The organism is Fibrobacter sp., from assembly GCF_017551775.1.
GTDB lineage: Bacteria > Fibrobacterota > Fibrobacteria > Fibrobacterales > Fibrobacteraceae > Fibrobacter.
On the sequence record NZ_JAFZKX010000079.1, the window covers coordinates 1 to 26995 of the forward strand.

At 52.0% G+C, this 26995-nt stretch carries 30 protein-coding genes; 14 read left to right on the forward strand and 16 right to left on the reverse strand.

The genetic code is table 11. The annotated features are described in order from the left end of the window. The 11 genes from IK012_RS09355 to purU form a co-directional block, all read right to left on the reverse strand. The coding region (locus IK012_RS09355) for a GTP-binding protein (RefSeq protein ID WP_290953577.1) at positions 1-201 on the reverse strand (201 nt) is incomplete at its 3' end. A 78-nt stretch (positions 202-279) separates the two neighbouring features. Next, a complete protein-coding gene (locus IK012_RS09360; RefSeq protein ID WP_290953579.1) occupies positions 280-1704 on the reverse strand; it encodes a hypothetical protein in 1425 nt (474 codons plus the stop codon). 72 nt (positions 1705-1776) lie between these two features. Continuing rightward, complete coding sequence (locus tag IK012_RS09365; RefSeq protein WP_290953581.1) at positions 1777-2436, reverse strand: EcsC family protein; 660 nt, start codon at positions 2434-2436, stop codon at positions 1777-1779. Positions 2437-2619: 183 nt separating this feature from the next. After that, entirely contained in the window at positions 2620-2979 is a 360-nt protein-coding gene (locus tag IK012_RS09370; RefSeq protein WP_290953584.1) for a hypothetical protein, read from the reverse strand. A 9-nt stretch (positions 2980-2988) separates the two neighbouring features. Next, entirely contained in the window at positions 2989-3750 is a 762-nt protein-coding gene (gene map / locus IK012_RS09375) for a type I methionyl aminopeptidase (RefSeq protein ID WP_173378371.1), read from the reverse strand. A 1-nt stretch (position 3751) separates the two neighbouring features. Continuing rightward, a complete protein-coding gene (locus IK012_RS09380) occupies positions 3752-5146 on the reverse strand; it encodes a DEAD/DEAH box helicase (protein ID WP_290953588.1) in 1395 nt (464 codons plus the stop codon). A gap of 214 nt (positions 5147-5360) precedes the next feature. After that, positions 5361-6626 (reverse strand): hypothetical protein, encoded by a 1266-nt coding sequence (locus IK012_RS09385; RefSeq protein ID WP_290953590.1) that lies wholly within the window; start codon positions 6624-6626, stop codon positions 5361-5363. Continuing rightward, positions 6626-7309: a hypothetical protein gene (locus tag IK012_RS09390; RefSeq protein ID WP_290953593.1), complete on the reverse strand. Its 684-nt coding sequence runs from the start codon at positions 7307-7309 to the stop codon at positions 6626-6628. Before IK012_RS09390 ends, IK012_RS09385 begins: the two co-directional genes overlap by 1 nt. A 22-nt stretch (positions 7310-7331) precedes the next feature. Further along, positions 7332-8003: an orotate phosphoribosyltransferase gene (pyrE, locus tag IK012_RS09395; protein ID WP_173378367.1), complete on the reverse strand. Its 672-nt coding sequence runs from the start codon at positions 8001-8003 to the stop codon at positions 7332-7334. A 52-nt stretch (positions 8004-8055) separates the two neighbouring features. Further along, entirely contained in the window at positions 8056-8583 is a 528-nt protein-coding gene (locus tag IK012_RS09400) for a hypothetical protein (RefSeq protein WP_290953597.1), read from the reverse strand. An 8-nt stretch (positions 8584-8591) separates the two neighbouring features. Next, positions 8592-9437 (reverse strand): formyltetrahydrofolate deformylase, encoded by an 846-nt coding sequence (gene purU / locus IK012_RS09405; RefSeq protein ID WP_173378365.1) that lies wholly within the window; start codon positions 9435-9437, stop codon positions 8592-8594. Between the two features lie 92 nt (positions 9438-9529). On the opposite strand from purU, the gene IK012_RS09410 reads away from it, so the two are divergent. The 7 genes from IK012_RS09410 to hemL all read left to right on the forward strand — a co-directional run bounded on the left by IK012_RS09410 (position 9530) and on the right by hemL (position 16365). Further along, on the forward strand, positions 9530-10642 hold the full coding sequence (locus IK012_RS09410) for a fibrobacter succinogenes major paralogous domain-containing protein (RefSeq protein ID WP_290953600.1): 1113 nt from the start codon (positions 9530-9532) through the stop codon (positions 10640-10642). 12 nt (positions 10643-10654) lie between these two features. Next, positions 10655-11623, forward strand: a complete 969-nt coding sequence (gene hemB / locus IK012_RS09415; protein WP_290953603.1) for a porphobilinogen synthase — start codon at positions 10655-10657, stop codon at positions 11621-11623. A 192-nt stretch (positions 11624-11815) separates the two neighbouring features. Continuing rightward, entirely contained in the window at positions 11816-12937 is a 1122-nt protein-coding gene (locus tag IK012_RS09420; protein ID WP_290953604.1) for a radical SAM protein, read from the forward strand. Between the two features lie 30 nt (positions 12938-12967). Further along, entirely contained in the window at positions 12968-13267 is a 300-nt protein-coding gene (locus IK012_RS09425; RefSeq protein ID WP_290953607.1) for a hypothetical protein, read from the forward strand. Between the two features lie 258 nt (positions 13268-13525). Continuing rightward, entirely contained in the window at positions 13526-14647 is a 1122-nt protein-coding gene (locus IK012_RS09430; protein WP_290953609.1) for a radical SAM protein, read from the forward strand. 35 nt (positions 14648-14682) lie between these two features. Further along, entirely contained in the window at positions 14683-15015 is a 333-nt protein-coding gene (locus IK012_RS09435) for a hypothetical protein (RefSeq protein ID WP_290953613.1), read from the forward strand. Positions 15016-15078: 63 nt separating this feature from the next. Next, positions 15079-16365 carry a glutamate-1-semialdehyde 2,1-aminomutase gene (gene hemL, locus IK012_RS09440; RefSeq protein ID WP_290953615.1) on the forward strand — a complete coding sequence of 429 codons (1287 nt, stop codon included), beginning with the start codon at positions 15079-15081 and terminating at the stop codon, positions 16363-16365. 73 nt (positions 16366-16438) lie between these two features. Here the strand turns inward: hemL and IK012_RS09445 are convergent, their stop codons facing one another. The 4 genes from IK012_RS09445 to fabF form a co-directional block, all read right to left on the reverse strand. Next, positions 16439-18187 carry an AMP-binding protein gene (locus IK012_RS09445; protein WP_290953617.1) on the reverse strand — a complete coding sequence of 583 codons (1749 nt, stop codon included), beginning with the start codon at positions 18185-18187 and terminating at the stop codon, positions 16439-16441. A gap of 24 nt (positions 18188-18211) precedes the next feature. Beyond that, positions 18212-18982 carry a polysaccharide deacetylase family protein gene (locus IK012_RS09450; RefSeq protein ID WP_290953619.1) on the reverse strand — a complete coding sequence of 257 codons (771 nt, stop codon included), beginning with the start codon at positions 18980-18982 and terminating at the stop codon, positions 18212-18214. A gap of 6 nt (positions 18983-18988) precedes the next feature. After that, entirely contained in the window at positions 18989-19120 is a 132-nt protein-coding gene (locus IK012_RS09455) for a hypothetical protein (protein WP_290953622.1), read from the reverse strand. 87 nt (positions 19121-19207) lie between these two features. Next, positions 19208-20458: a beta-ketoacyl-ACP synthase II gene (gene fabF / locus IK012_RS09460; protein ID WP_173378357.1), complete on the reverse strand. Its 1251-nt coding sequence runs from the start codon at positions 20456-20458 to the stop codon at positions 19208-19210. 222 nt (positions 20459-20680) lie between these two features. Between fabF and IK012_RS09465 the strand changes: the two genes are divergently transcribed. Then, positions 20681-21094 carry a hypothetical protein gene (locus tag IK012_RS09465; RefSeq protein ID WP_290953625.1) on the forward strand — a complete coding sequence of 138 codons (414 nt, stop codon included), beginning with the start codon at positions 20681-20683 and terminating at the stop codon, positions 21092-21094. 22 nt (positions 21095-21116) lie between these two features. Then, the gene (locus tag IK012_RS09470; RefSeq protein WP_290953628.1) at positions 21117-21485 is read left to right on the forward strand and encodes a hypothetical protein; all 369 of its coding nucleotides are present in this window, start codon (positions 21117-21119) and stop codon (positions 21483-21485) included. 111 nt (positions 21486-21596) lie between these two features. Here IK012_RS09470 and IK012_RS09475 read toward each other — a convergent pair whose 3' ends face one another. Beyond that, entirely contained in the window at positions 21597-23372 is a 1776-nt protein-coding gene (locus IK012_RS09475; RefSeq protein ID WP_290953631.1) for a FlgD immunoglobulin-like domain containing protein, read from the reverse strand. 219 nt (positions 23373-23591) lie between these two features. Between IK012_RS09475 and IK012_RS09480 the strand changes: the two genes are divergently transcribed. From IK012_RS09480 to IK012_RS09500, 5 genes are all read left to right on the forward strand, one after another. Then, positions 23592-23918, forward strand: coding sequence for a hypothetical protein (locus IK012_RS09480; protein ID WP_290953633.1), 327 nt, complete (start codon positions 23592-23594; stop codon positions 23916-23918). A 78-nt stretch (positions 23919-23996) separates the two neighbouring features. Next, the gene (gene nirJ2, locus IK012_RS09485; RefSeq protein ID WP_290953636.1) at positions 23997-24989 is read left to right on the forward strand and encodes a putative heme d1 biosynthesis radical SAM protein NirJ2; all 993 of its coding nucleotides are present in this window, start codon (positions 23997-23999) and stop codon (positions 24987-24989) included. 26 nt (positions 24990-25015) lie between these two features. Continuing rightward, positions 25016-25591 carry a hypothetical protein gene (locus IK012_RS09490; protein ID WP_290953637.1) on the forward strand — a complete coding sequence of 192 codons (576 nt, stop codon included), beginning with the start codon at positions 25016-25018 and terminating at the stop codon, positions 25589-25591. A 12-nt stretch (positions 25592-25603) separates the two neighbouring features. Further along, positions 25604-26092: a tRNA adenosine(34) deaminase TadA gene (gene tadA, locus IK012_RS09495; protein ID WP_290953638.1), complete on the forward strand. Its 489-nt coding sequence runs from the start codon at positions 25604-25606 to the stop codon at positions 26090-26092. Positions 26093-26155: 63 nt separating this feature from the next. Continuing rightward, a complete protein-coding gene (locus tag IK012_RS09500) occupies positions 26156-26986 on the forward strand; it encodes a hypothetical protein (protein ID WP_290953639.1) in 831 nt (276 codons plus the stop codon). Positions 26987-26995: the final 9 nt, after the last annotated feature.

Genomic DNA, 26995 nt, shown 5'->3' on the forward strand with positions numbered 1-26995 from the left:
AGCGGCGGACTGAATCGTAATGCCGCGTTCGCGTTCAAGTTCCATGGAGTCCATCGTGGCACCGACGCCGTCTTTACCACGAACTTCGTGGATAGCGTGGATACGCTTTGTGAAGTAGAGGATACGTTCGGTAAGGGTAGTCTTACCGGAGTCGATGTGAGCAGAAATACCAATATTTCTGTGCTTTTCAATGTTTTTCATATTTTGTTCCACTAATGGAGTTGATGTTTTTTGAAGTTTGCGCCCAAATGTAGAAAATTTCAGGGGGTATTCAAGGGGCTATAGGCCGCTTTGGGGGCGTTTTGCCCGTCTGAAAACCACGTTTGTGACAATTATGGCGACAAAGGCTATGGCAATCCAGTAAAAATAGCTGGTGCTGGTCATCCAGGGGCCGTAATTCATAAAGAATCGTTGGGCTACCGGAGTGAAAAACTCCCCTTGTTCGAGATTCTCGGCGAAGCCCTCCACGTTGACGGGCATGTAGAAATGCGAAAGGATGAGCTGCGAGATTACGGTAAAGATTGCCGCCTTGGGGGCGAGGTTGGCCTTGTCGAGGGAAAAACCGAGCGGGACAAGCAGGAGCGGCAGGAAGGGGGCTATATGCCTTCCCTCGCTGTCCAGCGCAAGAAATATGAAAAAGAGCAGCACCAGGGCGTGTCCTGGCGATCTTCCCATGAATTCCTTGACGAAATCCCTGGCGAAAATGAGGATAAGTACGGGCAGGAGCCCCCAGTAGACGATATGGCCGGCGAGCGTGATGAGGGGGTACTTGAGGGGTCTTGCGATGACCTGGAACAGGAAGAGCTTCCCATCGAAGAAGAATTCCTCGTTCGCGAGCGTTCGCAGTACCGCGGAAATGGCTACGATGCAGAGGGCGATGCCGATGGCCGGCCGCAGGCGGAATGATTTAAAAAAGTCGGTTGGGGCGTAGGGGAATGGCGGCAATTTTTGTAGGGTGGCGACGGACCAGCCGCAGCCGACGATGGCGACTAGGCTGAAAATAATAAGACTGAGCCTGGGACTGGTGAGCAGGAGCCCGTTTAGACTTGCCTCTTTGTGCAGAATGAACGAAAAAGCGACGAGTGCGAGGGCGGGTATGACGTATGCGAAGGGGAGCAGCCCGAAAAATCTTGCCCTGAAAGGTCCGGGCGCACTTGCCACATTGCCTTTGTGCTGGAAGAGGATTAGCGGAACCATCACGTAGGTGACGGTGGGCCAGGTTACAAGGCCGAGGAGGGAGATGGCGAAGGCCGTGGCGTTTTTCCCGGTTAGTAGGGCGTAATACGATACTAAGGCGATGGTGACGGCGAAGGCATCTGTCTGGAAAGCCTCGAAACTGTAGTCCTTGAGAACAGAAAAGTTGAAAAAGAACAGCGAAAAGAGGATGGCCTTCGTGACTGGATTCCATTCTTGCAACTTGGCCAACTTGAAGAAAAATAGAATCTGGATGGCGAGGTTCAAGAAATGGAGGATTATCATCCCGGCCATCATGTGGGCGTTGGTGAGCGGGACGCCAGCCAGCTTATATACCAGGTTCATGAGGCAGAACGGGAAGATGCGCTGAATGCGGAAGCTGTCGTAGCCGACGGTGAAGAACTCTGTAGAGAAGTTCCGGAATACCTCGCGGTAGAATACACCGTCGAAACCGGCCCCGTCGTTTACGGGAATCTGCTCCATGTAAAACGAGAAGGCGAATAATGCCAATAACAAAAGCACCAGAAACGTGGGAACGCGCTGGCGAAGAACTTGTTTTGACAGGGGAATTAGGAAGTTCACTTAGTCGTTTGTGGATGTGGTATTGCTGCCGGCATCGACATTTTCGGCTTCGCTGGCTTCGGGGGTGGAGTCCTGGTCTACGAGCGCCTTGAAGTAGGTAATCGCGGTCTTGCCGACTTCGGTCGTGTCGTAGTAGGCGTAGGCCCCGTTCCCGATGGCCCCGATGGCGGGGATGGCCCGCAGGAGCGTCTTGCTCACGAAGGTGGACGAAATCTTGATGCCGATTTTCTCGACAATCTTCCGGAGGGCGGTCGTCGACAGCTTCTGGACGGCGATTCGGCTCCCGGTGCGGACGGCGAGGTCCCTCAGGAGCGATGCCGCGCTGTGCCGGAACAGGCACCAGACCATGGCTTCACGACTAAGCAGCGCGAGCTTGCCGTAAGTGGCGGCGATGTCGGCGACGAGCTGCGCCTGGATGCGCCAGATGGCTGCAATGTCGGGAATGGCGGTGAGGATGCCCGTGAAACCCGCCGGGATGGACAGCGTGGCGCTGACCGCGGCCGACTTGAGCGATGCCTGCTGGACAAGCAACTTCACCCTGTCTTCGGGGGTGTTCGTCGGGTTGTGGAGCGAGTCCGGAATATCCGTGATGAGGTCGAAAATGATGTTTACGGCCTTATCCTTCAGTTTTTCCATGTTTTCGTTCTTGCAATCGGACATACGCGACTCCTTGTTTCGGTGGCCGTAGGGCTACCTTTTAGAATATAATAAATCGGATTAGCAAAAAAACAGTCCTATTGGAGTATGTTTTATATATTCCGAAAGTATTCGGTAGCCTACGTGGAATAATCCCCATTCCGATAATCCGGTTTGGAATACGTATTTTGACTACATGCGCAAGAATTAGAACAAAATCTTGGCGAACTTGCCGGTGATGCCTGCGAAGGCTTCTCCGCTGTAATCGGCGATGGGGAAGTTGAGCCGACGCCCGTCCATGAACATCTTGAGCGCTTCGTTTATCCAGGTTCTGTCGCAGGTGAGTTTGTCGAAAACGAGCTCGGTCCCCTTGTCGCCGTCCTCGAAACTGTAGTAGGCCCTGAACAGGGTATCCTGCGATTCCCCGCGGAGGAGAATCTTCACGTTCGCGATCCGGGATTCGGAGTCGATGAATACGTCCTGAATGGAACCGAAACGCTGGACGGTCTCGTTCTTGCGAATGACGGATTCTACGACCCTGTCCCGGATGTTGCCTAGAAGCGACATGAGCCTTCGTTACCTCGGAAGAGTCAGGATTTCGATGCCTTCCTTGGTCTTCACGACGGTGTGTTCCCACTGAGCGGAGAGGCTACCGTCGCGGGTCACGGCGGTCCATCCGTCGCTGAGCGTCTTGGTGCCCGGACGGCCCACGTTGATCATGGGTTCGACCGTAAAGACGTTGCCGACTTCGATGAACGGGCAGCGCTCGCTGTTGCGGAAGTGGAGAACCGTAGGCTCCTCGTGGAACCCGCGCCCGATGCCGTGGCCGCAGTAGTCTTCCACGACGCTGAAACCGTGTTCGTCGGCGATATCCTGGATGGCGCAGCCGATGTCGCTCCAACGTGCACCGCGTTCACCGGCGGCGCGAATGCCTTCTTCCATGCAGAACTTGGCTGTGTCGACGAGCTCCTGCGCTATGTCAGAAACCTTGCCTACGCAGAACATGGCGGATGTGTCGCCGTGGTAGCCCGACAGGATGGTCGTGATGTCGATGTTCACGATATCGCCGTCCTTGAGGACCGTCTTAGCATTGGGGATGCCGTGGCACACGACTTCGTTGATGCTGATGCAGGCGTACCGCGGGTAGCCGTGGTAGCCCATGCAGGCGGAGATACCCTTGTGGTTGCGGGTGTAGTCGCCGATGAATTCGTCAATTTCGAGTGTCGAGACACCGGGCTTGCACATTTCGCCTGCACGGATGAGAGTTTCGGCGGCAAGTGCGCCGGCGTCGCGTATAAGTTCGATTTCCTTAGCGGATTTTACTTTGATCTTTGCCATTTTATGCCTTCTTCCAAGCGTAGCGGTCGATGAGGTATGCGAGCAGCATCTGGTCTTCGACCGGGCCGTTCGCGAGTTCCTTCACGAGCGGGAGCATGCGGCTGATGCGTTCGGTGGCCTTCTGCCCGCCGAAGTGGTTCCTTTCCTGTTCGAGGCTCACGCGGGTGCGTTCGCTAACCTTCTTCGCAATTTCTTCGTTCGTGAGCGGATCCATCTTGATGAAGTTGATGCCGAAGTCCGCGGCTGTCTGGCGGATTTCGATTTCTTCGACCGGCGTGATGAGCGAAATGCAGAGGCCGCTCCTGCCCGCACGTGCGGTACGTCCGCTGCGGTGCACATAGACTTCGTGGTCGGCCGGGTGGTCGTAGACGATCACGTGGGTCACGTGGTCCACGTCGATACCGCGGGCTGCGACGTCGGTGCAGATGAGGATGCGGAGCTTCTTTTCGCGGAAGGCGTTGAGCGTCTTCTCGCGCATGGACTGCGCCACGTCTCCGGAGAGGGCGCCGACCTTGAAGCCGTAACCCGAAAGCACCTGCTCGAGGTAGCTCACGTCGCTTTTCTTGTTGCAGAAAATCATGCAGCTGTCGGGATTGTAGTACTCGAGTACCTTGATGGTCATGGAATCCTTGTCCATCACGTCGCAGGGGTACCAGCGGTGTTCCAGGTTGTTCGCGATGACCTTGTCGTAGCTCAGCGAGAGGAATTCTGCGCTCGGGCGCTGGAATTCGCGGGCGAGGCTCTTCACCGTCTGCGGAATGGTCGCGCTGAACATCGTGCACGAAATCATTTTCGGCAGGTACTTGCGGATTTTCTGCATGTCGGGATAGAAGCCCATCGAGAGCATTTCGTCTGCTTCGTCGAGCACGAGGTCGCGGATGTCGAGGAAGTCGACGTTGCCACGCTGTACGTGGTCCATGAGGCGACCCGGGGTAGCGACGATGATGTGGACGCCGTTCTTGAGCGCCTTGAGCTGCGGTTCGTAACTCACGCCACCGAAGATGGCGACCGAGCGGATGCCAGTGCCCTTCGAAAGCTTTTCAATTTCGTCTTGCACCTGAATGCAGAGCTCGCGGGTGGGGACCAGAATGAGCGCCTGCGGGTAGATGTGGTCGCGCACGATGACCTGCAGGAGCGGGAGAACGTATGCGCCTGTCTTGCCCGAGCCCGTCTTGGACTGCACCAGCATATCGCGGGCGGCAAGCATGTAGGGGATGGTTTTCCTCTGGACCGGCATCAGCTGGGTCCAGCCGTGTTCCGCGAGAACCTTCTTCTGTTCTTCGGGGAGCATGTCGAATGTGTAGTCAGGAAGCTTGTGTTCCGGTTCTATAATATGGACCGGTGTGAGAAACGGATTTACTTCTTCTTTCTTCTCTTCAATATTATTTTCACTCATAGTGCGTGCAAATTTAGAAAAATGGTGAGAGCCGCGATAAAACAATTTATTGTTTTAGCATGGCCGAGCCTAGCTAAATGCGTGCAAATTGAGTGCCGCAGGTAATGTTTACATTATCTATGGCCGAAATGCAGCCGCATGGCATCGTAGATGCCCAATGCACTCCAAAGGAGTGCCATTTAGAAAAAAAAACGGCCTTGACGGCCGTGCGATGCTAGAGGGTCCAGTGGTATTCCAGGCCGACACTGGCGAACCAGTCGATGGTGGAACCGCCGATAATTGATGGGGCTGCGGCCGCATCGGGGGTCGGGTCTACGTACATGTCGCGCCCGCGGCTCGATATGCCCGTGCGCAAGGCTATGCCGTAGTGCTTGAGGAATACGAACTGCGCGCCTCCGCCGATAAGCCCGCCCTTGTAGGCGCTTTCGAAACGGATGCGCACATTGTAGGCTTTCGATGGCTTTTCGACTTCATCCTTCAGCGCGATGTCTTCGACGTAGAAACTGTATTGGAATCCGAGGAATGCGAACAGGTCGATGTCGAGCCATTTCGTGATGGTGTACGACCTTGCGAACATAGCGTTGAGTCCGACTTCATGCTGGTAGAAGTTCCAGTGGTCGAGTTCCTCGTACACGGTGTCGGTTTCGTCCGTCTTTACGCGGTGCTTGGCAAAGCGGTAGATGAGTTCGAGTCCGATGAACCCGTACCAGATTCCGCCCAGGTGGACGGAGAGAAGCGGGTCTTCGTCTTCGATGAAGTTCCAGAGGCTCACAGAGTCCTTCGTAATCCTGTAGTTCCTCACCTTGCTTTTGGTGTGGCTCTCGGTCCAGTCGTCGGGCGTGAGCGGAATGTGCGCTTGCGAGTATCCGATTGAAACTCCAGCCCAAGCACGGAAATTCGGGACTTCCTGGTAGAACTCGTCGGGCTCGTCGAGCTGCTTCTTGCGTTCTTCCTTCGAAAGCCTGCGCTTTGTTTTTCCCGAGAAGAATGTCGATGCGATTTCGTCACCGAGGGCGATCTTGTCGTTCGTCTTGGTAACGCGTCCCGTGACTTTCGGATTGGTGGAGGTCTCGTCGAATATCGCTACGTTTACCGTGTTCCCGTTGTCGGCGAGGTAGAGCACGATGTTGTCTTCGAGCTGCTGCACTTTCGCCATGAGCGCGGGGTGGCGGATGTGCAGGTGTTCTTCGTCCAGTTCCGGGTCGATGTTCCTCTGCAGCCATTTCGCATAGTGCATGGCGGTCGTATCGCGTTCCCATTCACCGAAAACGCGGCACCTTGGGGTTCCTATTCCCGAATTCGTCCTCTTGAGCGAAAGGCAGAGCTCTTTCGGGTCAATCGGATTCTCGCCGTCCGGTGTCCAGATGAGGATGTCTGGGTTTTCCCACAAAACAGGATGCTTGTTGAAATAGATGTCGCCAGCAAGGACGCTCACCGCAAGCGAAATAATCAGGAGTATCGCGAAGGAGGCTCGATTCATCAGCGGACTCCTTCGTAGAGGTGAATGCGGATTTTCTTTGCCGCCTCGGTCACTGCGGCCTTCAAGTCATCCATCGTGATTTTCGTAATCGGATGCTGGATTTCGTCTACGGCGCTGAACAGCGGTCGCTGGTTGACATTGTCCCAGAGCGTGTACGAAAGCACGATGCTCAGGTTGTTCGACGTCTTTTTCGCGGAACTTTCCTGGCGGATGAGTTCGTAGTCGTAGAACACCTCGCGGTTGATGTCGGTGCCGAGGATGAATTCGTGCAGGATGAGTATGTGCGGGGGAACGTTTCCTCCGTCCGTGACGCTCACGCCCTGCTCGGGGAAGTGCCCCTTGATGAACACGCGGTCGTCTATTTTCTGGCTTTCTTCCGGAAAGCGCAGAATGGCGGCGTCGGGAATCTTTCGGAGTCCGGGATAGGCGCGTTTCATCTCGTCCAGGAATACCTGTTCGCAGAACTTAGTCGCTTCGTTCTGTACATTCAGCGAGTCGAAGCCGAGCTTCTTCGCGAACCATTTCGATCGGGTCAAAACGAATGCGTTTTCCGTGCCGGTAATGGACAACGAACTGTAGGGGACCTGCTTGTAGAGCGGATGGCTTTTCGTCCAATGGTACGAAGGCCCGCATCCGGTAAGAATGCAGGCAATCGCGCAGACGATGCCAATCTTCCTGAACAATGTGTCCCCTTTTTGGCCTAGGTTACTGGGCGCCCCATTTTTCGCGGTAGGCGTACACCTTCTCGAGGATGCCTTCGGGCGCGTTGATTGCCTTGCGGTTTTCTTCGCTCTCGAGGAACGCGATGATGTCGTTGATATTAATGATGGAGTGGGCCTCGATGCCGTATTCGTCCTGCACGGTCTGGAGCGCGGACTTGCCGTTCTCGAGCTTTTCCTTGCGGTCGACCGAGATGAGCAACCCGATGACATTCGCGTTTTCGATCTGGGAAAGCGCCTGCATCGTTTCGTTCACGCTGGTACCCGCGGTAATCACGTCCTCGATAATCACGACGTTAGTCTTTTCGGAATACTTGTAGCCGACAAGCGAGCCGCCTTCGCCGTGGTCCTTCACTTCCTTGCGGTTGTAGGTGAACGTAAGGTTCTGGGCGTACACGTCGGAAAGCTTCATCGCGGTGGCGGCGCAGAGCGGAATGCCCTTGTAGGCCGGACCGTAGAGGTTCTGGGCCTTGCCGTCGAAATGTTCCATGAAGGCGCTCGCGTAATATTCGGCGAGCTTGGAAAGCGTGGCGCCCGTGCGGAACTCTCCGGTATTGATGAAGTACGGGGTTTCGCGACCGCTCTTGGTCACGAAGTTGCCGAACTTGAGGGCGCCTGCCTCGACAAGAAAATGCACGAAAGATTCTTTTGCGTTCATATTGATTAAAAACTTGAGGTTGTGGGTTGTTGCCTGGATGCTTTCGGGCTCGTTACGATGCTCCGAACAGCATGGCGAAGATGTTCGAGAACAGGTTGTAGTTCTCGGTCAGCACTTCGATGGCAAGGAGGATGGCGAAGACTGCGACACACAGTCCGATGTAGAAGAAGAACGACTTCTTGAAGCCCTTGATCTTGATTTTGAAGATGACCCAGGCGATGACGCTCAGCAGTGCGCTGAAAGTCCATGCGGCAACAGCGCCGAGGGAAATACCCGGAATCAGGCTGATGGCGAACGTGAGGGCGATACCCGGCAGGAAGTAGAAGATGATGCACAGCACGCACAGGAGCGCGAACCCGACATAGTGGGCAAACCCGCGTTCCTTCTGGATGATGATTTGCGGCTCCTCGCTTTCCTGCGTCGCATAATCCATTTGAACCCTAGCCGCTTCTTCTGCTGCAGCGTTTGCGGCGTTCTGGGCCTCTTCGGCTGCGGCATCTGCTGCGGTCATGGGTTGCTCGATGGGTGTGTTATCCGGAGTGGGGATAAAGTCGTTGCCGTTCTGGAATTCGTCGTTCATGGTTACTCCTACAAGATAAATGTTCTACCGGCGTAAACGAATACGCGGTGTTCAAGCCACAGCTTGAGCGCCTGCGAAAGCGTCCTCTTCTCGATGTCCTTGCCGAGTTCTACGAGTTCGTCGATGCTCGCCGTTTCGGGCACGCGCTGGATATCCTGGCAGATGATGGGCCCCTGGTCCAGGTCCTCGGTGGCGAAATGCGCAGTTGCGCCGATAATCTTCACACCCTTGTGCCATGCCTGGTGGTAGGGCTTTGCGCCCTTGAACGCGGGGAGGAACCCGTGGTGGATATTGATGATGCGGTACTTGAATTCCTCGGTGAAGGATTCGCTCAGAATCTGCATGTAGCGGGCGAGGACGACCGTGTCGGTGCGGGTTTCGGCGATGATTTCGCGGAAACGGTTCTCGGGAATGCTCTTGTCGGGGTTGCTCGGCACGTAGTAGAACGGCACGCCGAAGGTGCCGCCCACGGGGCCCAGGTCGGGGTGGTTGCCCACGATGCAGCTGAATTCGCAGGGGAGGTCTCCGTCACGGCGCTTCAGCAGCAGGTCGTACAGGCAGTGGTCCGTCTTCGATACGAAAATAGCCACGCGTTCAGTCTTGGAGGTGTCAAAAAGTTTCCAGTTCAACTGAAGGTGCGGTGCAAGCGTCTCGAGGTGCTTGTTGACCTCGCCGATGTCACTTGCTTCAAGTTCAAAAACAGCGCGGAGGAAAAATGTCTCGATGTCCTTGGCCGTATGCTGCTGGAGGTCGACGATATTTGCGCCAGCCTTCGCGAGCACCTGGGTCGTACCGGCGATAAGCCCTTTCTGGTCGGGGCAGTGAATTTGCAGTATGTAACGTGTTGTTGCCATGCTTAAAATGTAGATAATTGTGATGGACGGGCTTTGTCGTGTAATGAAAAAATGCTAACATTGTTCGTGATATCAACAAAGGAAGGCTGAGAATGATCTGTTCCAAGAAGAAGGTTTTTGCGTTTGTCGCTCTTGTGGGAGTGGCCGCTTTTGCCGCCCCGCCCAAGACGTGGGATGCTATTTACAAGGCCGAGGGTGAAGGCGATTACACGTCGGTCAAGGTTGTCGGTAACATCCGCATGGGCAAGTACACCAACTATAAAGAAATACAGCCCGTATCGTTCAAGGTGGACGATGGCTTGTTCTCGTTCTCCGCATCGGGAAACATGGTGGTGCCCGCCGAAAAGATTGAGAAGGAACACTTCTATAGTCAGTGCAATACCACGAAGGAAGCTTGGGTTTCGTACTTCAACAAGCCCATGACATTCGGGAAGGAAGAAAAAATCGTGAACATCGCGGGTGTCGACCTTGCCTGCGGTGACGATGTCTATGCGCTTTCCGACCTGCGCATCAAGTTCACCAACCCGAAGGCGCAGGAGTACTGGGCCGCGAATCTCGAAGGGTACGAAAAGTACAAGCGCCAGCAGGTGGCGGAACTCCGCCGTGCCGAGCAGCAGCATCATGCCGAAATCCGCAGCATGTCGAGTTCGTTTACCGACCCGCGCGACGGCCAGGTGTACCGTACCATCAAGGTGGAGGGCCGCGAATGGTTTGCCCAGAACGTGAACTACAATGTGCCGGGTCATTCCTGGTGCTATGAAGACAAGGAAAATTACTGCACTCGTAGCGGAAAGCTCTATGACCTCGAAGGCGCCCGCCAGGCTTGCCCCGAGGGTTGGCACCTTCCGCGTGACCGCGAATGGATGGACATGCTTGTCGGGCTTACCAAGTGCTACGAGGGCGTGGACAAGTGCGGCAAGTTTGCCGAGAAAATGAAGGCCACGACTGGTTGGCATGGCGGAGGCGGTACCGATGAATACGGATTCTCCGTCTATTCTTCGGGCTATCGCAAGGTTATCGGAAAATCCACCGTTCGTTACGAGGACATGGGCGAGTACGCCGGTTTCTGGAGCGCGCAGAATGGCCGCAACGAAACCATCTGGCTCTGGTCCATGGGCCGCATGAGCGACCAGATGGTGCGCCAGCTCGTGCCGAACAATTCGAAGAACAACGCCTATTCCGTCCGTTGCATCAACGGAAACTAATTTGTACTGATTATGATTATCCGTCCCCGTCGCCTGCGCAAGAATGAAACCATCCGCGACATGGTTGCCGAAACAGCAGTGAATCCCGATTCCCTCGTGTACCCGATGTTCGTGGTCGAGGGGGAGGGCATCAAGGAAGAAATTCCGTCGATGCCCGGGCAGTACCGTTTCAGCATAGACGAAATCCTTAAGGAACTCGAATCTTGCGTCACTTTGGGAATCAAGTCCATCCTCCTGTTCGGTATACCCGATTCCAAGGACGATATGGCGACATCCGCTTACGACGACGATGGCATCGTGCAGCGTGCGGTTCGTTCCATAAAGGCGAAATTCCCTGCGCTTTGCGTGATTACCGATGTCTGCCTCTGTGAATACATGAGCCACGGACATTGCGGCATCGTGAAGGATGGCGACGTGGATAACGACCCGACGCTCGAACTCCTCGCGCTGGCCGCACTTTCGCATGCGCGCGCGGGTGCCGACATGGTGGCGCCTTCCGACATGATGGATGGCCGCGTGGCTGCGATCCGTACCAAGCTGGATGCGAACGGGTTCTCGAATACGCCCATCATGGCGTACAGCGCGAAGTATGCAAGCGCCTATTACGGGCCGTTCCGCGATGCGGCCGATTCCGCACCGCATTTCGGAAACCGCAAAACCTACCAGATGGACGTTCGAAACGCACGCGAGGCTCAGCGCGAGGTGGAACTCGACATCGAAGAAGGTGCCGATATCGTGATGGTGAAGCCTGGGCTTGCTTTCCTCGACATCTTGCGTCAGACCGCGGAAATCAGCAGTGTTCCTGTGGCTGTCTATAATGTCAGTGGGGAATATTCCATGGTGAAGGCCGCCGCAAAAATGGGCTGGATTGACGAAAACGCCATTATTCGCGAAAATCTGCTGGCGATGAAACGTGCCGGAGCCGATATCATCATCACCTACCACGCGAAAGAAGTTCTGGAGAAAGGCCTGCTGAAATAAATCAGCATGTTTGTTTTATAATAATACAATACAAAAGCAAAACACTGTATTGCGAAACGCAATACAGTGTTTTTATATTGTGTGTTTGTTAATTTGTTTTTACGTATAAGTGAAGTCTTTTTGTAAGAATTAAAACTATTATAGACAAAGTTTATTGATAATGGTTTGAATTTATACGATTTTCGCAATATAATGAACATCCAACTAAGTATAACCGAACAATGCAACCTCCGCTGTAGTTATTGCTATTACAAAGAATCGCATGCGAAACGCAATGCCGTAATGAGCGATGATGTCATGGAGGCGACCGTTTCGTTGGCGGTACAAAGGTGCGTTGAACAGAAACAGACGACTTTTAATATCACTTTTTTTGGTGGCGAACCGCTTTTGCGGGTGGATTTCATCAAGAAGACGGTAAAATTTGCAAAGGACCTGATTAAGAGCCGTAGGGCGGAACTGCCGCGAGATTTTGCACTAACCTTTGCCGTCAACACGAATGGAACCCTCTTTACCGATGAAATCGTGAGGTTCCTGAAAAGGGAGAAGTTCACCATCTATCTTTCTGTTGATGGCCCGGAAAAGAAACACAATATATCACGGAAAACTGTGGACGGGAAGGGGAGTTTCAAGGCGATAAAGCCCTTCATCCCTGCTATGGCGGATTTGAACGCTGTCGTGTTGATGGTCGTTACGCGCTTGCACGTTCGCGGATTGGCGAATTCCGTAAAGTGGATGTTCGGGCAGGGCTTCAAGCGTGTTTCGACATGCGTGGATTTCGACGGCTCCTGGAGCAGCGAAGATTTCGATGCGCTTGTAGTTGAATACGAAAAGCTGGCGAGATTCTGGTACAATGCCAAAAGGAAGGGCTCGGATATTTATTTGGGCACCATTCAGGACAAGGTCACGATGTGTTTTATGGGTATACGCCAAAAGCTTTATACGTGTTATATGAACCCAGATTCGCTTGCTGTTGCTGCTAATGGGAATACCTTCCCTTGTACTCGGTTTATCTCCAGCCAGAACGGCGCTCCGTATATTACGGGAAACGTGTTCGATATGCGTAGCGGAATCTACAAGGGCGTTTTGCCGAGAGATGTTCGCCGTTTCATGGAAAAAGACAGGAAAGAATGTGACGGGTGCGCGATTCGTCAACGTTGCCTTGCGCATGAATGCGGGTGCACCTCCTTTTATACGACAGGAACGTTGGACAAGGTTTCTCCGGAAGTCTGTACCCACGAACGGATCTTGTGCGCAATTTGCGATGAATATGCGGCAAGGCTGCAACGGATTTATGGTCCGGAAAGTGTTCTTTAATTAACCGTAAACCTAAACAAAGAGGAAAGAATGGCAAAAATACATGAAAAAACACTGTTGAAAAAGAGCCGTGTGGCTAAGAGAATCGTTACCGATCCGGCAAAGATGATTACAGCTGCTGAAGCCGAAAAGGTTCGTCATATAATCATAATCATCGATGATTTTTATGAATTGCTGAAAAAGAAGAAAGGCTGGCCTGGTGATCCGGTGCAGCCGGGTACGGTCATGAACAAGGCCAGAAGGCAGATGGTTACGTCGATGAAGCAGCTCAGGAAGGCTTCTGTGAGGATGGAGGCTGTAATCAATAGGGATATCAATAGAAGAAAGTAGAAGATACTTTCTCTTCTGAAAACCTGATAAAGATCCTTCCTTCGGGAAGGATTTATTTTGCATGAAAGAATTCTTGTGTAAAATTTTGATTGTAAAGTGGACGGAAAAGTATTGAAAAGAATACATATACAACGCAATGTATTGTTATCTCTTACTTGTTAATTTGTTTTTACAGATAAAATAAAATGTTTTATAATAATTAAATGTATTATAAATAAAGTTTCCAACAATATCTAAAGTTATTCGATTTTTTGCATAATGAATGTTGAATTGAGTATTACCGAACAATGCAACCTCCGTTGCAGCTATTGCTATTATAGAGAAACCCATGCGAAGCGCTGTGCCGTAATGAGCGATGAAGTTATGGAAGCGACTGTTCGGCTTGCTGTGAAAAGGTCTATAGAACAACAAGATTCATTCCTCAACATTACTTTTTTTGGTGGCGAACCCCTTCTGCGAATGGATTTCATCAAGAAATCCGTAAAATTTGCAAAAGAGTTGGTCAAGCAGAATGCGGGAAAACTGAAAAAAAAGTTCATGCTTCATTTTACTGTCAATACGAATGGCACCTTGTTGACGGATGAAATTATAAAATACTTGAAAAAAGAACGATTTGGGGTGTCTTTATCCTTGGATGGTCCCGAAAAGAAGCATAATATTTCGAGAGTGACCAAAGACGGCAAGGGAAGCTTTGGGGCTATCAAGCCTTTTATTCCGACGTTGGTGGAAATGGGGGCTCAGGTTATAAGTGTTGTGACTCAACAACACATTAAAGGTCTGGCTAATTCTATTAAGTGGCTTTTTAAGCAGGGGTTTAAGGATGTGGGCGTAGCCCAAGATTTTAACGGCAAATGGACTGGTGAAAATTTTGACGATTTGATTGTGGAATACGAAAAATTGGCACGTTTTTGGTATCGTTCTAAGAAAGAGGGATCTAGCATTCATTTAAGCTTGATTCAGGACAAAGTGTTGATGAATGTCATGGGAATGCGTCAAAAGGAATTCGGATGCTTTATAAATTCTCGTACTCTCGTTGTGGCTGCTGATGGAAATGTATTCCCCTGTACGCGCTTTATTTCTACCCAGAAGAACGCTCCCTATGTTATTGGAAACATTTTTGATGAAGAGAGCGATGTTTATAAGGGCGTATTTCCACCGAAAATCAATCGTTTTGTAAAGAACGATAGGAAGGAATGTGATGGCTGCGCAATTCAATACCGCTGTCTTGCGCATGAATGCGGGTGTACTGCGTTCTATTCAACAGGATCGCTTGATAAAATTTCCCCAGAAGTTTGTACGCATGAAAGGATTCTTTGTGCAATTTGTGACGAGTATGCCTCAAAGCTTCTTCGTGAGACTTCTCTAGAGTATTTGCTTTAATCAACCCCAAATAAACCCTAAACAAAGAGGATAAAATGGCTAAAACAACCCCCAAAAAAAGTGAAACAAAGATTGCTGTAGAACGTCAGAAAGCAGCGTCAGCAATCTTTACTAAAAAAGAATATCTCTGGATTAGAGACTTCGGCGAAATTTTGCCCCCTTGGTTTATTCGTGGTATTCCTGCTCCTGAAATTATTACGAATTTCCAAATGACCGCAGTTCAAAGGAAGCAGTTTAAGACCATGAGTGCCAATATCAAGAAACAAGCCAAGGCACTCACCCAAAACATTCAGAGGGTTGCCACTCTTGCAGCGAAAGTTGAAAAAAATGCGGCAAAAGTTTCTAATGCAAAAGTTGCTAAGAAGTAATTTTTTCCTTGAAACAACAAAAGGTCTTTCCTTAGGGGAGGGCCTTTTTTTTATTTTTTAGTCATGAATCATTCTGTTAGCGAAAAACTTTTTGCAGAAGCCAAGAACTTGATGCCGGGTGGCGTGAATAGCCCGGTGCGCGCCTACGGCAATGTCGGTGCGACTCCTCCGTTTATAGCCCGCGCGAAGGGCTGCCACATATATGATGTGGATGGCAACGATTATATCGATTACGTGGGCAGCTGGGGCCCGATGCTCCTGGGTCATGCCCACGATGCGGTTATCAACGCCGTTGCCGAAACGGCGAAGAACGGCCTTAGCTTTGGCGCTCCGTGCGGACTTGAATCGGAACTTGCAAAACTCGTGATGAGCCTTGTGCCGAGCGTGGAGATGATTCGCATGGTGAACAGCGGCACCGAGGCGACGATGAGCGCCATCCGTGCGGCCCGCGGGTTTACCGGTCGCGACAAGATTGTGAAATTCGAGGGTTGCTATCACGGCCATAGCGATAGCCTGCTCATCAAGGCGGGCTCGGGAATGCTCACTACGGGCAAGCCGAGCAGCAAGGGCGTTCCGGCGGACCTTGCGAAGTACACGCTCACGCTCCAGTACAACGACGTGGCGGGCGTGAAGGAGCTCTTCGACAAGATTGGCGACGAGATTGCCGGTGTCATCGTGGAACCGGTGGCGGGGAATATGGGCGTCGTGCCCGCGAAACCCGAATTCCTGCAAACGCTTTCTGCGGAAACCAAGAAGCACGGTGCGCTCCTGATCGTGGACGAGGTCATGACGGGCTTCCGCGTGGGTATCCACTGCGCGCAGGGCCTGTACGGCATCAAGCCCGACCTCACGACCTTCGGGAAGATTATCGGCGGCGGCATGCCCGTCGGTGCGTACGGCGGTCGTCTTGACGTTATGCAACAGATTGCGCCGCTCGGCGGTATTTACCAGGCGGGGACGCTTTCCGGTAACCCGGTCGCTATGGCGGCGGGGTTAACGACGATGCGTGAACTGGGCGCGCATCCCGAATACTACGTGCATGCGGAAGCGATGACCACGCGCCTGCTCGATGGCCTCAAGGATGCGGCCGCCTCCGCGGGTATCGCGATTTCTACGAACCAGGTGGGCTCCATGGGCTGCATCTTCTTTACCGAAGGCCCTGTGGAATGCTTCGCCGATGTGCAGAAGTCCGACCTGGAACTGTTCCGCAGGTATTTACTCGGGATGCTCGACGAGGGCATCTATCTGGCACCGAGCCAGTTCGAGGCAATCTTCGTGAGTGCCGCACATACGGAAAGCGACATCGACCGTACCGTCGATGCCGCCAGGAAAGTTTTCAAGACGCTTTAATTACCAACGTCACCCTGAACTTGTTACCGGGATGTCACCCTGACGCAGGTCAGGGTCAGCAGTTCTCTTCTGGCTAAGAATGCCGATCTTGACTTTCGTCAGGATGACTCTGGGCAGGGGCAGTCGAAGTTTCTGCATTCTCGGCATTCTCCGCTTTCTGCGCTTCGGCATCCTTGTCGCGGATGGTGGCGCGGCGAATCTTTCCGCTGATGGTCTTGGGCAGTTCCGAAACGAAGTCGATGATGCGCGGGCTCTTGTAAGAGGCCGCGACCTTCTTCGTGAACAGCTGGATTTCCTTCGCCAATTCCTTGGACGCTTCGTAGCCCTTCTGCAACACGATGGTCGCCTTCACGGCCTGCCCGCGGTCCTTGTCCTCGACGCCCGTAACCGCCACTTCAAGGACGGCGGGGTGCTTGTGGAGCACTTCTTCCACTTCGAAGGGGCTGATGCGGTAACCCGAACTCTTGATGAGGTCGTCGGTGCGGCCTACGAACCAGTAGTAACCGTCCTTGTCGCGAGTGGCCGTATCGCCCGTATGGTAGACTCCGCCCTCGAAAACCTTCTCGGTGCGTTCTTCGTCGCGGTAGTATCCGCCGAACATTCCGAAGGGCTTGCCTTGGTCAATCTTGATGATGAGTTCACCGACCTCGTCGACTCCGCACGGTTCTCCGTCGGCGTTCACGATTTCCATGCTGTATCCCGGGGAGGGCTTTCCCATGGAACCCGGTCGCGGCTCGGTGTACCCGAAGTTGCCCGTAGTGAGCGTAAGTTCTGTCTGGCCGTAACCTTCCTGCATGCGCAGGCCCGTCTGTTCGTAGAACCTATTGTAGATGTCCAGGTTCAGGGCTTCGCCTGCCGTGGTGCAGTGCTTGAGGTTCGAAAGGTCGTACTTGCTGATTCCGTGCTGCAGAATGTAGCGGTACACGGTGGGCGGGGCGCAGAATGTGGTCACCTTGTATTCGGCCATCTTCTCCAGGAGCTTGCCCGGGATGAACACCTTCATGTCGTAGGTGAACACGGCAGAACCGGCAATCCACTGCCCGTAAATCTTTCCCCACAGGGCCTTGGCCCATCCGGTCTCGGCGACGGTGAGGTGCCTGCCGCCGTCCACCACGTGCTGCCAGTACTTGGCGGTGACGATGTGACCGAGCGGGTAGGTGAATGTGTGGGCCACCATCTTCGGGTTCGAACTCGTGCCGCTCGTGAAGTAGACGACCATGATGTCGTCGTTCGAGATGGCGTCTTCGCCGGAGGGGCGTTCGAACTTGGCGGGGTAGATTTCGTAGTCGTCGTAGAAGCTAATCCAATTCTGGCGTGCGGTCAGGCCGACGGTCACGAGCTTTTCGACGGAGGGGCTCTTCGTCTTGGCCTTGTCCACTTCCTTCTGGAGGGCGGGCTCGTCGTAGGTCACGACCATTTTCACGTCGGCGGCCTTGAATCGGTATTCCAGGTCTTCGGCGGCGAGCATGTTCGTTGCCGGGATGGCGATAGCGCCTATGCGGTGGAGTGCCAGCAAGAAGAACCAGAATTCGTAGCGGCGGCGCAAAATGAGCATCACGCGGTCGCCCTTCTTGATTCCCTGGTCCTTGAGGAAGTTCGCCGTGCGCTGGGAAGCGAGCGAGAGGTCCTTAAAGGTGAAGATATGGCTTTCGTCGTTGTCGTCGCACCAGACCAGAGCTTCGCGCTTGGGTTCGTTCTTGGCGTATTCGTCAACGACGTCGTAAGCGAAGTTGAAGTTGTCCGGGATAGAAATCTTGAAGTTCTGGTAGAGATCTTCGTAAGATTCGTAATCGGTGCGGGCTAGAAACTTGTTCAGCAGCATGTGTCAATCCGGTTGTTTCGGGGCTTACAGATCCCGGTACATGATTTTTTCGCGCATGGTAGATGTGTAGCGTACCATGTTCAAAATGCGCTTTTCTCCGATGGTCCTGAAGTCCTTGTCGTGGAATACCAGACGATGGACTCCGCCCGGGAGGAGCATCCTGAGGCAAGCGTAGGTCTGCGCGATTCCGAGCAACGCTGCCGGGATGATGGAAAAACTGTGCGTGCCGGAATTCGTCTTCTTGATTTTCCCGTTGACCTTCTGATAAATGCCGTGGTAGTCTTCGTAGTAATCGAAGATTTCGAGCGCCTGCTTTTTCAGGTGCTTGTTTCCGAACCAAATCGGGGGGATGAATCCGGAGGGCTCTCCGGTCCCGTGCGCCTTCCAGAGGGCGAGGCTCCTCTTGAGGAGAGCCTGCGTGAAGCGCTCGTTGAGGCCGGCGAATTCAGCCTCGTTGTTAGAAATCCACAGGGCGATTTTGCCGAAGATGTTGCGCTTGATGGTAAGGTCCGCGCGGTGGCGTGCGCCGTGGAGCATGATTTCGTAGCCGTCCTGCACAAACTTTTCGAGTTCTTCGCGGAACTGTTCCGCCTCGGATTCCGGTGCGGCACCGAACGAGGGGATCACGGCGATACTGATGGGGGAGCCGGCGGCTTCCGCAATCTTGCGGATTTGCACGCTGGCGCGCTTGTAGTTCAGAACGCTAAAGCTGTGGTAGCAGATGATGAATTTTTTCTTTTTCTGGAAAGAAGCCTCGGCTGCCTGGATGTCTGCAATGTCCTTGTTGTGTTCCATAAGGGCCTACTTGTTGTCGCGGTTAGAGATGTAGCACTCTTCCTCGAGTTTCTGTGAGATGAAAAGATGATAGAAGAAAAAGAGGATTACCGTGAGGACGGAAATCCTTATCCACGATTTGAACAGCCAGTCGGACATATGGAACTCCTTGGTTCGGTGCGGTACAACGCCCGCACTCTACCCGAAAAATACAATAATTGCCCCGAAAAGGGCAAAAGAATTACGCTAAACCCCGTATTTCTTTATGACGACCACGCCGTTGTGCCCGCCAAAACCGAGGGAGGCAGAGACGGCCACGTCGATATTGCCTTCGATACCCTTGTTCGGCACGTAGTCGAGGTCGCATTCCTCGTCTGGGTTGTCGAGGTTGATGGTGGCGGGGTAGAACGAGTTCTTTACGGCGAGAGTGCTGATGATGGCCTCAATGACGCCCGCGGCGCCGACGCAGTGGCCGGTCATGCTCTTGGTGCTCGATACCTTGATCTTGTAGGCGTGTTCGCCGAGCGCAATCTTGAGCATCTGGGTCTCGGTAAGGTCGTTCAGGTGCGTGGAGGTGCCATGCGCATTGTAATAGTCCACGTCGGTGGGGGCGATGCCGGCATCCTTCATGGCGCGGACCATGGCCTTTGCGCAGGTCTCTCCACCCGGGCGCGGGCTCGTGATGTGGTAGGCGTCGGCGGATGCGCCGTAACCGGCCAGTTCCGCATAGATCTTGGCGCCGCGGGCCTTCGCGTGCTCGAGTTCCTCGAGGACGAGTACGGCACCGCCTTCGCCCATGACAAAGCCGCTACGGTCTTTGTCGAACGGGCGCGACGCCTTCTCGGGGGCGTCGTTGAACTTGTCGGTGAGGGCGTGCATGCCCGCAAAGCTCTTGATGGAGTATTCGGTAATCCCGCTTTCGGAACCGCCGGCGAGGCACACGTCGATTCTGCCCGAGCGGATGGCGTCCAGGGCGACCCCGATGGCGTCGGTGCCGGAGGCACAGGCGGTGCAGATGGTGTGGGCGAGTCCCGTAATCCCGAGGGCGATGGAGACGTTCGCGCAGGCCTCGTTCGGGATGAGTTCCGGCATGGCGAGCGGGGAAACCCTGCGCTTGCCGCCTTCTATATATTTATTGTAGGTCTCGTCGAGGATATCCATGCCTGCAAGGCCGTTTCCGGCGACGATGCCGGTGGTGTCTTCGGCGAGCTGTTCGCGGGTGAGGTTCGCATCCTTGACGGCTTCGTTTGCTGCGGCCACCAGGAATTGCGTGAAACGGGCCATGCGGCGGGCTTCCTTCGGGTCGATTCCGTGCTCTTCGGGCTTGAAGTCCTTGACTTCGGCCGCAATCTTTACCGGGCAGTTGCTCGCGTCGAACTGCGTGATGGGGCCGATGCCGCATTTGCCCTGCTGGATGGCTGCCCACAGTTCGGGGACGGACTTGCCTACGGGGCTTACGGCGCCCATGCCGGTGATGACGACTCTTCTTGCATTCATGTTGGCCTCAGTGTTTTTGGTGCCAAAGATAGATTTTTTATCTGCTTTTATCTACAGAATCGTAAAGTTGACAAAGATAATTGTAATGTAAGAAATAAAAAAACATTTGTGAAATACTATAATTTAGTATAGTCCCGTTTGTATTTTTCGAATTATTTTATTATATTTCGTTCTATACGAAACACAAATTAATCACTCTTATACTTCATAAAGGAGAAAACAATGAAAAAGATTCTGCTTGCCTCTATGGTTGGTGCTGTGGCACTTCTCGCGGGCTGCGAAATTGAAGTTCTTGATCCGTCTTGCGAAATCAAGGCTTTGGGCTCGACCGCTATGTGCGTTACCTCCGAGAACAAGAGCTATATCCACGAAGCATGTGAAGATGCCCAGAAGGGCTATCCTCTGAGCGATGGTTATGAAGACTATGGCTGTGCTGGTGGTGCAAAGCAGGTTTGCTCCGGCTACGATAATGGCACTTACTTCACAGTGAACTTCTACTATGAAACCAGGCTTTCTTGTGACGAAGTTCTCCAAGATTTTTTGGATGGTGAAGATGAGTACGGTTTTGATGAGGATGATCCGTACTACATGAAGGCTTTGAAGTTTACTCAGAAGAAGCTCGAAGCCAAGAAGTAATCGAATCTGAATGGTAGTTGGTATGAAAAAAATCGTTCTCGCATCCGTATTTGTCGCCGCGGCGCTTTTTACAGCCTGCGGTGAGGATTCTTCTAGTACGGCTCCGGCCGTAAAGAAATACTCCTGCGACATCAACATCGATGCGGGTATTATTGCCGTGCGCACATGCGTCGAAGCGGAAGACCAAGCCAAGATCAACACTGTTTGCGACGGAGTGAACGCTTTGTTCGCCGATGCAGGCAAGGCTGGCTCGGAATGCTCAGGCAAATCGGTCAAGAAATGTGATGCTGAAAAGGATGGCGTATCCTTTACCGCATATTTCTATGATGATACCTTTGCAGAAGAGTCTTGCGACGACCTCGTCGACCAGGCTACGGCTTTCGGTTTCTAATCAATACCTTGAAAGCGAAAAATTTGACCCGGCTCTGCCGGGTCTTTTTCTTTTTGTATGAACCGAAAAACCACCAGCTAGGTGGTGGTTCTTTTTTTTACGCTTTTCGAATTACTTCAAAATCACGTTCTTTGCACTGAATTTGCCGTTTTGCTTTACGGCCACGACATACCGGCCGTTGGGCACAGCGCCAGAATTCCAATTCACCATATGGATTCCCGGCTGCATGTTGTCCTGGGAAACGGTCGCGACCACATCACCGCGGATGTTCATGATAGAAATGACAACCTTCCCGGCAGACTTGAGTTCAACGGTAACAGCGGAGTGATCAAATCCCTTGATTTCCGGAGTAAGGATCGATCCGGCTGCAACAGGAGCGATTTCGCCAACTGCCGGAGCGGCAACAATGGCTTCAGCACTCTTGGAGAGGGCCTTGCCATTCCAGTGGATATAGCTGAAGTAGGTATCTTCCTTCTTTTCATACATGATGTTAAAATAACGAGAGCGACCTAAAGCGGGAACTTTCCAAGCATTTTTATTATGCTCTTCTATACAATCGTAATGACTCATATTTACTGTTTTGTCTTCAAATACTAGAAATCCATCATTATCTGTAACAGGAGTTCCATTATCATCATATTTCGGGTTGGACTCTATCTGAAATTCGACAACCCATTCTTCTTTATAACACTTTTTGTCATCCTCATCATCTACACGGAATTCGGTATAAACAATATTGTTTATTTTCGGATTGTCGGCAAAGATTCCATAGCTTGCCGAGAACGGATACGCCACGCCACCAGCTCCCCCCTGCACCAAGCAATATTCCAATTTTGCGTCATCATCTATGACACTCGGCCATACCGCTGACGATCCTTTAGGAGCATTTTTATTATTCTTATTTTCCGTATCATGATAACGGGTAAACGGCTTTGATCCCAACGGACAATATCGGCTTGTCCTCAACACAACGTAATCGTAGCGGGCCCTCGGTAGTCGTCCATTGCTAGGAGTCTCAATAACGCAGTATTTAAAATCGACAAAATTGTTAGAGCGAAAGTCTATTCCCGGATGATTATCCTCGCCGCGTGTGACTCCTGAATTATTGTTATGGTCCTCCACATCGAGGGTTATGGTAAACTCTTTTTGACAGCTAGCCTTGTTATCCACCTTTATAACGCCGACAGTAGTCCTCCATAACGAACTCATTGGCGGCAATCCATTTTCAGCTCCCTTCCATTTAATCGTATGGTAAACCACGTCTTTTCCATCTTCGACGATTTTCATAATTCGGTTCTTGATTGATTGATCCTTGATATCATGCCAGTCCCAACCATTTTCATTATTGCTGTCTTCATCGTCTATTTTGACCTGGTTTCGCACAATAGAGCTAGAGGACGAGGGATTGGCGAAAACACCGAATTGTTTCTTGAACGGATACTGGTATTTCGCATTTTTATCCGCAGGCACAAAACAGTATTCTAACTTGGCGTCCTTATTAATAACACTTGGCCAAACATCGAAAGAATTCTTTGGCCTATTTATGTTATTCTTATCCTCCGTATCGTGATAACGGGCAAAAGCCATAGCTCCATTTGGGCATTTGTCGTCCAATCTCAGCACCACGTAATCATAGGGCACCTTGACGAGTTCATCGTAATCAAAGACGCAATAGAAGAAATCTACCTCTTTTTCACCTTTTATCCCTATGGGTTTCTTGTCGTCTCCGGAATATTTCGTAGCGTTGTTGTGGTCTTCCGCATCAAGAGTGAATCTTGCTAGCGGATGCTGATTAGGACATGCTTCAATATCATCGAGCAGAACACCAATTTTTGCAGCAAAACTCATTGATGCCGCCAAAGCGATTAGTAGATATGTTTTTTTCATTTTTTTCCCGTTAAAAAAGAGACATATAATGTAAAAATAAAAATTTAACTATTCATACAATAAGAACAATATATTTGTACTATAAATTTACCGTAAATTAACATTACTTTAAATAAGTTTGCGCAAGAAAACACGTTTTATCTCACGAAACGAAAAAAGTGCCCCGCTGGCAACGTGGGGTCTTTTTTATATTTTAATTGAAACAAAAAGGATTTGTATATGAAAAAATTATTTGGTGTTGTTGCCGTTGCGATGATTCTTTCGGCGTGCAGTGATGGCGATAGCGGTCTCTATTCCTGCGAGACCCGTGCCGAAGGTCATGACGAGCATTTGTGTTATGAATCGACTGAAGAAGACTTTATGGATTGTCGTGAAGATGAAAACATGCATACTTCCTATAAGTACATCTACACGCCTGGTCGGGGATGTCCCAATGGCGCTTTGCGTGTTTGCGATGCTGAATTGGTTCCGGGACATCCTTATACGGTTTATGTTTACAGCAAGGATATTGCCGATATGGGTTGCAGACGGGTTGTTCCGTTTTAATCTGGATTGAGCCTTTAGTGTAGCCCGGCCTTAGTGTTGGGCTTTTTCTATATTTGGGAAAAAAATGAGGTCTATGGCATGATTGTCTCTTGGATGACGACGAATAAGTGTAACTTGACGTGCAAGCACTGCTACCAGGATGCGGGTGAGAACAAGGCGGCTGAACTCACGACCGCCGAGGCGCTCAAGCTCATTGACGAGATTGCCAAGGCCGGATTCAAGATCATGATTTTCAGCGGCGGCGAGCCCATGACCCGCCCCGATATCGTGGAACTGGTGGCGCATGCCTCTAGCAAGGGGCTCCGTCCGGTGTTCGGCACCAACGGCACGCTCATCACGCACGATTTGGCCTTTGAACTCAAGAAGGCGGGCGCCATGGCGATGGGCATCAGCATCGACAGTATCGATCACGACCGCCACAACGATTTCCGCGGTCTCCCGAACGCTTTCGAACTCACGATGATGGGCATCGAGAACTGCAAGGCGGCGGGCCTCCCGTTCCAGATTCATACGACCATCATGGATTGGAACCAGAACGAAATTTTCGACATCATGGACTGGGTCAAGGAAATCGGCGCGGTGAACCACCAGATTTTCTTCCTGATTCCCGTGGGCCGCGGCAAGGAAATTGAAGGTCACGCATTGCGCGTCGCCGAATACGAGGGCCTGCTCCGCAAGATCATGGAAAAGAGCCGCACGCTCGGCATCCCCGTGAAGCCCACCTGCGCCCCGCAGTTCCTCCGCATCGCGGACCAGCTGGATATCAAGACGCGTTACAGCCGCGGTTGCCTCGCCGGTCTCGACTACTGCATCGTGAGCCCCATCGGGAAGGTGCGCCCCTGCGCCTACATGATGGAAGAGGCGGGCGACGTGCACGACACTCCGTTCGACGAAATCTGGGCGAACGCCGAAGTGTTCAAGAAGCTCCGCACCAAGGCCTACGCCGGTGCCTGCGGCAAGTGCAAGTTCAACGACCGCTGCGGCGGTTGCCGCGCCCGTGCCGCCTACTACCACGACGGCGACTTTATGCAAGAAGACTCCTACTGCGCTTACGGACGCGGGCTTAAGTAATTATGTTGTCTTGTCTATTGATTTTTTTGATTTATGTTCTAGTTCCTTATCTGCTTAAATCAAAGAAATTTGTTGAACGGGACAATCTTAAGTGGATTGTTTGGTTAGGATCTTTCCCTGTTTTTGGTGTTATAATTTTTTTTGATTTTTTTGTTGGTGAGAAAGCCTATTGTTATATCAATTTGCCTAATATCTTTGGCTGGCTTGGAATTACGCTAATGTTTTGGCTTATAATGATTCCAATCGTTTTTCTAGGACGGTCTTTTGGAAAACATGTTCCACCTTGGGAAGTTTCGCCAAGTGAAGCTAGTGATAATGCGGGTGACCTTTTCGAGATGGCTTTGAAAATTGGCAAGGAAAAACGTGAAGGGAAGGATACTTCGGAATTGCTGGCCGAATACGAACAAAAGGTGAAAAATTTCGAAGAAACTGGCAGTTTGGTTTCATCGGATGACGCTCAATTTTATGCGGACGATCTTTTCGACATGGCAATGAAAATAGGCAAGGAAAAACGCGAAGGAAAAGATACCTCGAAACAGGAAGCTGAGTATAATCGAAAAGTTGAATCTCTTGAGAAAAATGGCTATCTAGACGAGCATTAGGATTTTTGATTTATGGATAACACGAACGAAGACGAAAAATTCATGCGCATGGCGCTCCGCGAGGCGGAAAAGGCCTTCGATGAGAAGGAAATCCCCATTGGCTGCGTCATCGTGAAGGATGGCGTGGTGCTCGGGAAGGGCCACAATCAAATCGAGATGCTCAAGGACGCCACCGCCCATGCCGAGATTCTGGCTATCGGGACGGCTGCCGGCAAACTTGAAAACTGGCGCCTGGACGGTTGTACTTTGTATGTAACGCTCGAACCATGCCCCATGTGCGCAGGAGCCATCCTCAACAGCCGTGTCTCCCGTGTTGTCTACGGTTCGCCGGATACCCGCTTCGGTGGCTGCGGCACGACTATCGACGTGATTACGAATAACGCCCTCAAGCGCGATGTCGAGGTAGTGGGTGGATTGCTCGCCGACGAGTGCCTGGGCATCTTGAAGGCGTTCTTCCAGCGTATGCGTCTCGAAAAAGGTGACTCGGGTGCAAAAGCCTAGTTTTTTGCCTTAAAAAGCCATTTTTGCCTGCTCAAATCCTTTCTTTTTACTTAAATTTCCAGTATGAGTTTTACCAAGTTTTGCGCCGCCTCTGCCGCGCTGATTTTCCTGTGTTCTTGCGAAAGCAATGACGTTTCCTTGGCATTCAACACCCAGTCTGCCCCCGTTCAAAAATATTTCCTGGAATCGTCCATCGACGCCATGCTCCCGAGCGATTCCGGCGTCACCGTCCCCGAGGCGATGGAGACCCACCTCAAGGTGCAGGCCACGCTTTCTGAACTGGTGGCCTACGACAACGGTTCCGGCCGTTTCGAGATGAAGATTGACTCGGTCGACTACAAGAGCGACAAGCGTACGGTCGAAGATTACCTCTATATTGAGAAGTACCTGCTGACGCAGCACTTCCAGTACAAGATGGCCCCCGATGGCTCCGTGAGCGAACCTGCTGTGGAAGATGTCGCCTTGCAGCCGGGTTCCGAGGAACTCAACCTGCTCAAGCTGTTCATGAAGGTCCAGCCGATTCTCCCCGGCAATCCGGTGAAGGTGGGTGAAACCTGGGAACGCTCGGTCGAAATTCCCGAGACCAACAAGACGACTACGGTCTACAAGTCGTTTACGCTGGAAGAGGTCTATCTGCATGACGGTGTCCAGATGGCGAAGATTGGGATGAACGTCAAGTACCGCGAGGTGGCCGATTCTACCGCCAACGTGCAGATGGAAAGCAAGGGCTTTGTTGTCGGTACGGGTTCCATCCTGTTCGATATGACCCATGGCGTGGTTTCGTCGGTGACGCTCGATCTTTCGGGCCATGTCGATGTGAATGATCTTGTCGCGAACAACGTGATTCCCGATATGCATGTGCTCCAGAAAATCAAGTTACGGAGTGAGTTCTAATGTTCACGC

Coding starts and splice junctions, on each gene's coding strand:
- IK012_RS09435 (WP_290953613.1), top strand. CDS start 14,683: ATGGCTAAAACAACCCCCAAAAAAAGTGAAACAAAGATTGCTGTAGAA.
- hemB (WP_290953603.1), top strand. CDS start 10,655: ATGATTATCCGTCCCCGTCGCCTGCGCAAGAATGAAACCATCCGCGAC.
- tadA (WP_290953638.1), top strand. CDS start 25,604: ATGGATAACACGAACGAAGACGAAAAATTCATGCGCATGGCGCTCCGC.
- IK012_RS09410 (WP_290953600.1), top strand. CDS start 9,530: ATGATCTGTTCCAAGAAGAAGGTTTTTGCGTTTGTCGCTCTTGTGGGA.
- IK012_RS09470 (WP_290953628.1), top strand. CDS start 21,117: ATGAAAAAAATCGTTCTCGCATCCGTATTTGTCGCCGCGGCGCTTTTT.
- IK012_RS09465 (WP_290953625.1), top strand. CDS start 20,681: ATGAAAAAGATTCTGCTTGCCTCTATGGTTGGTGCTGTGGCACTTCTC.
- IK012_RS09430 (WP_290953609.1), top strand. CDS start 13,526: ATGAATGTTGAATTGAGTATTACCGAACAATGCAACCTCCGTTGCAGC.
- IK012_RS09480 (WP_290953633.1), top strand. CDS start 23,592: ATGAAAAAATTATTTGGTGTTGTTGCCGTTGCGATGATTCTTTCGGCG.
- IK012_RS09450 (WP_290953619.1), bottom strand. CDS start 18,982: ATGGAACACAACAAGGACATTGCAGACATCCAGGCAGCCGAGGCTTCT.
- IK012_RS09370 (WP_290953584.1), bottom strand. CDS start 2,979: ATGTCGCTTCTAGGCAACATCCGGGACAGGGTCGTAGAATCCGTCATT.
- map (WP_173378371.1), bottom strand. CDS start 3,750: ATGGCAAAGATCAAAGTAAAATCCGCTAAGGAAATCGAACTTATACGC.
- IK012_RS09420 (WP_290953604.1), top strand. CDS start 11,816: ATGAACATCCAACTAAGTATAACCGAACAATGCAACCTCCGCTGTAGT.
- IK012_RS09500 (WP_290953639.1), top strand. CDS start 26,156: ATGAGTTTTACCAAGTTTTGCGCCGCCTCTGCCGCGCTGATTTTCCTG.
- nirJ2 (WP_290953636.1), top strand. CDS start 23,997: ATGATTGTCTCTTGGATGACGACGAATAAGTGTAACTTGACGTGCAAG.
- IK012_RS09475 (WP_290953631.1), bottom strand. CDS start 23,372: ATGAAAAAAACATATCTACTAATCGCTTTGGCGGCATCAATGAGTTTT.
- fabF (WP_173378357.1), bottom strand. CDS start 20,458: ATGAATGCAAGAAGAGTCGTCATCACCGGCATGGGCGCCGTAAGCCCC.
- IK012_RS09425 (WP_290953607.1), top strand. CDS start 12,968: ATGGCAAAAATACATGAAAAAACACTGTTGAAAAAGAGCCGTGTGGCT.
- IK012_RS09455 (WP_290953622.1), bottom strand. CDS start 19,120: ATGTCCGACTGGCTGTTCAAATCGTGGATAAGGATTTCCGTCCTCACG.
- IK012_RS09385 (WP_290953590.1), bottom strand. CDS start 6,626: ATGAATCGAGCCTCCTTCGCGATACTCCTGATTATTTCGCTTGCGGTG.
- IK012_RS09445 (WP_290953617.1), bottom strand. CDS start 18,187: ATGCTGCTGAACAAGTTTCTAGCCCGCACCGATTACGAATCTTACGAA.
- purU (WP_173378365.1), bottom strand. CDS start 9,437: ATGGCAACAACACGTTACATACTGCAAATTCACTGCCCCGACCAGAAA.
- IK012_RS09365 (WP_290953581.1), bottom strand. CDS start 2,436: ATGTCCGATTGCAAGAACGAAAACATGGAAAAACTGAAGGATAAGGCC.
- IK012_RS09380 (WP_290953588.1), bottom strand. CDS start 5,146: ATGAGTGAAAATAATATTGAAGAGAAGAAAGAAGAAGTAAATCCGTTT.
- hemL (WP_290953615.1), top strand. CDS start 15,079: ATGAATCATTCTGTTAGCGAAAAACTTTTTGCAGAAGCCAAGAACTTG.
- pyrE (WP_173378367.1), bottom strand. CDS start 8,003: ATGAACGCAAAAGAATCTTTCGTGCATTTTCTTGTCGAGGCAGGCGCC.
- IK012_RS09400 (WP_290953597.1), bottom strand. CDS start 8,583: ATGAACGACGAATTCCAGAACGGCAACGACTTTATCCCCACTCCGGAT.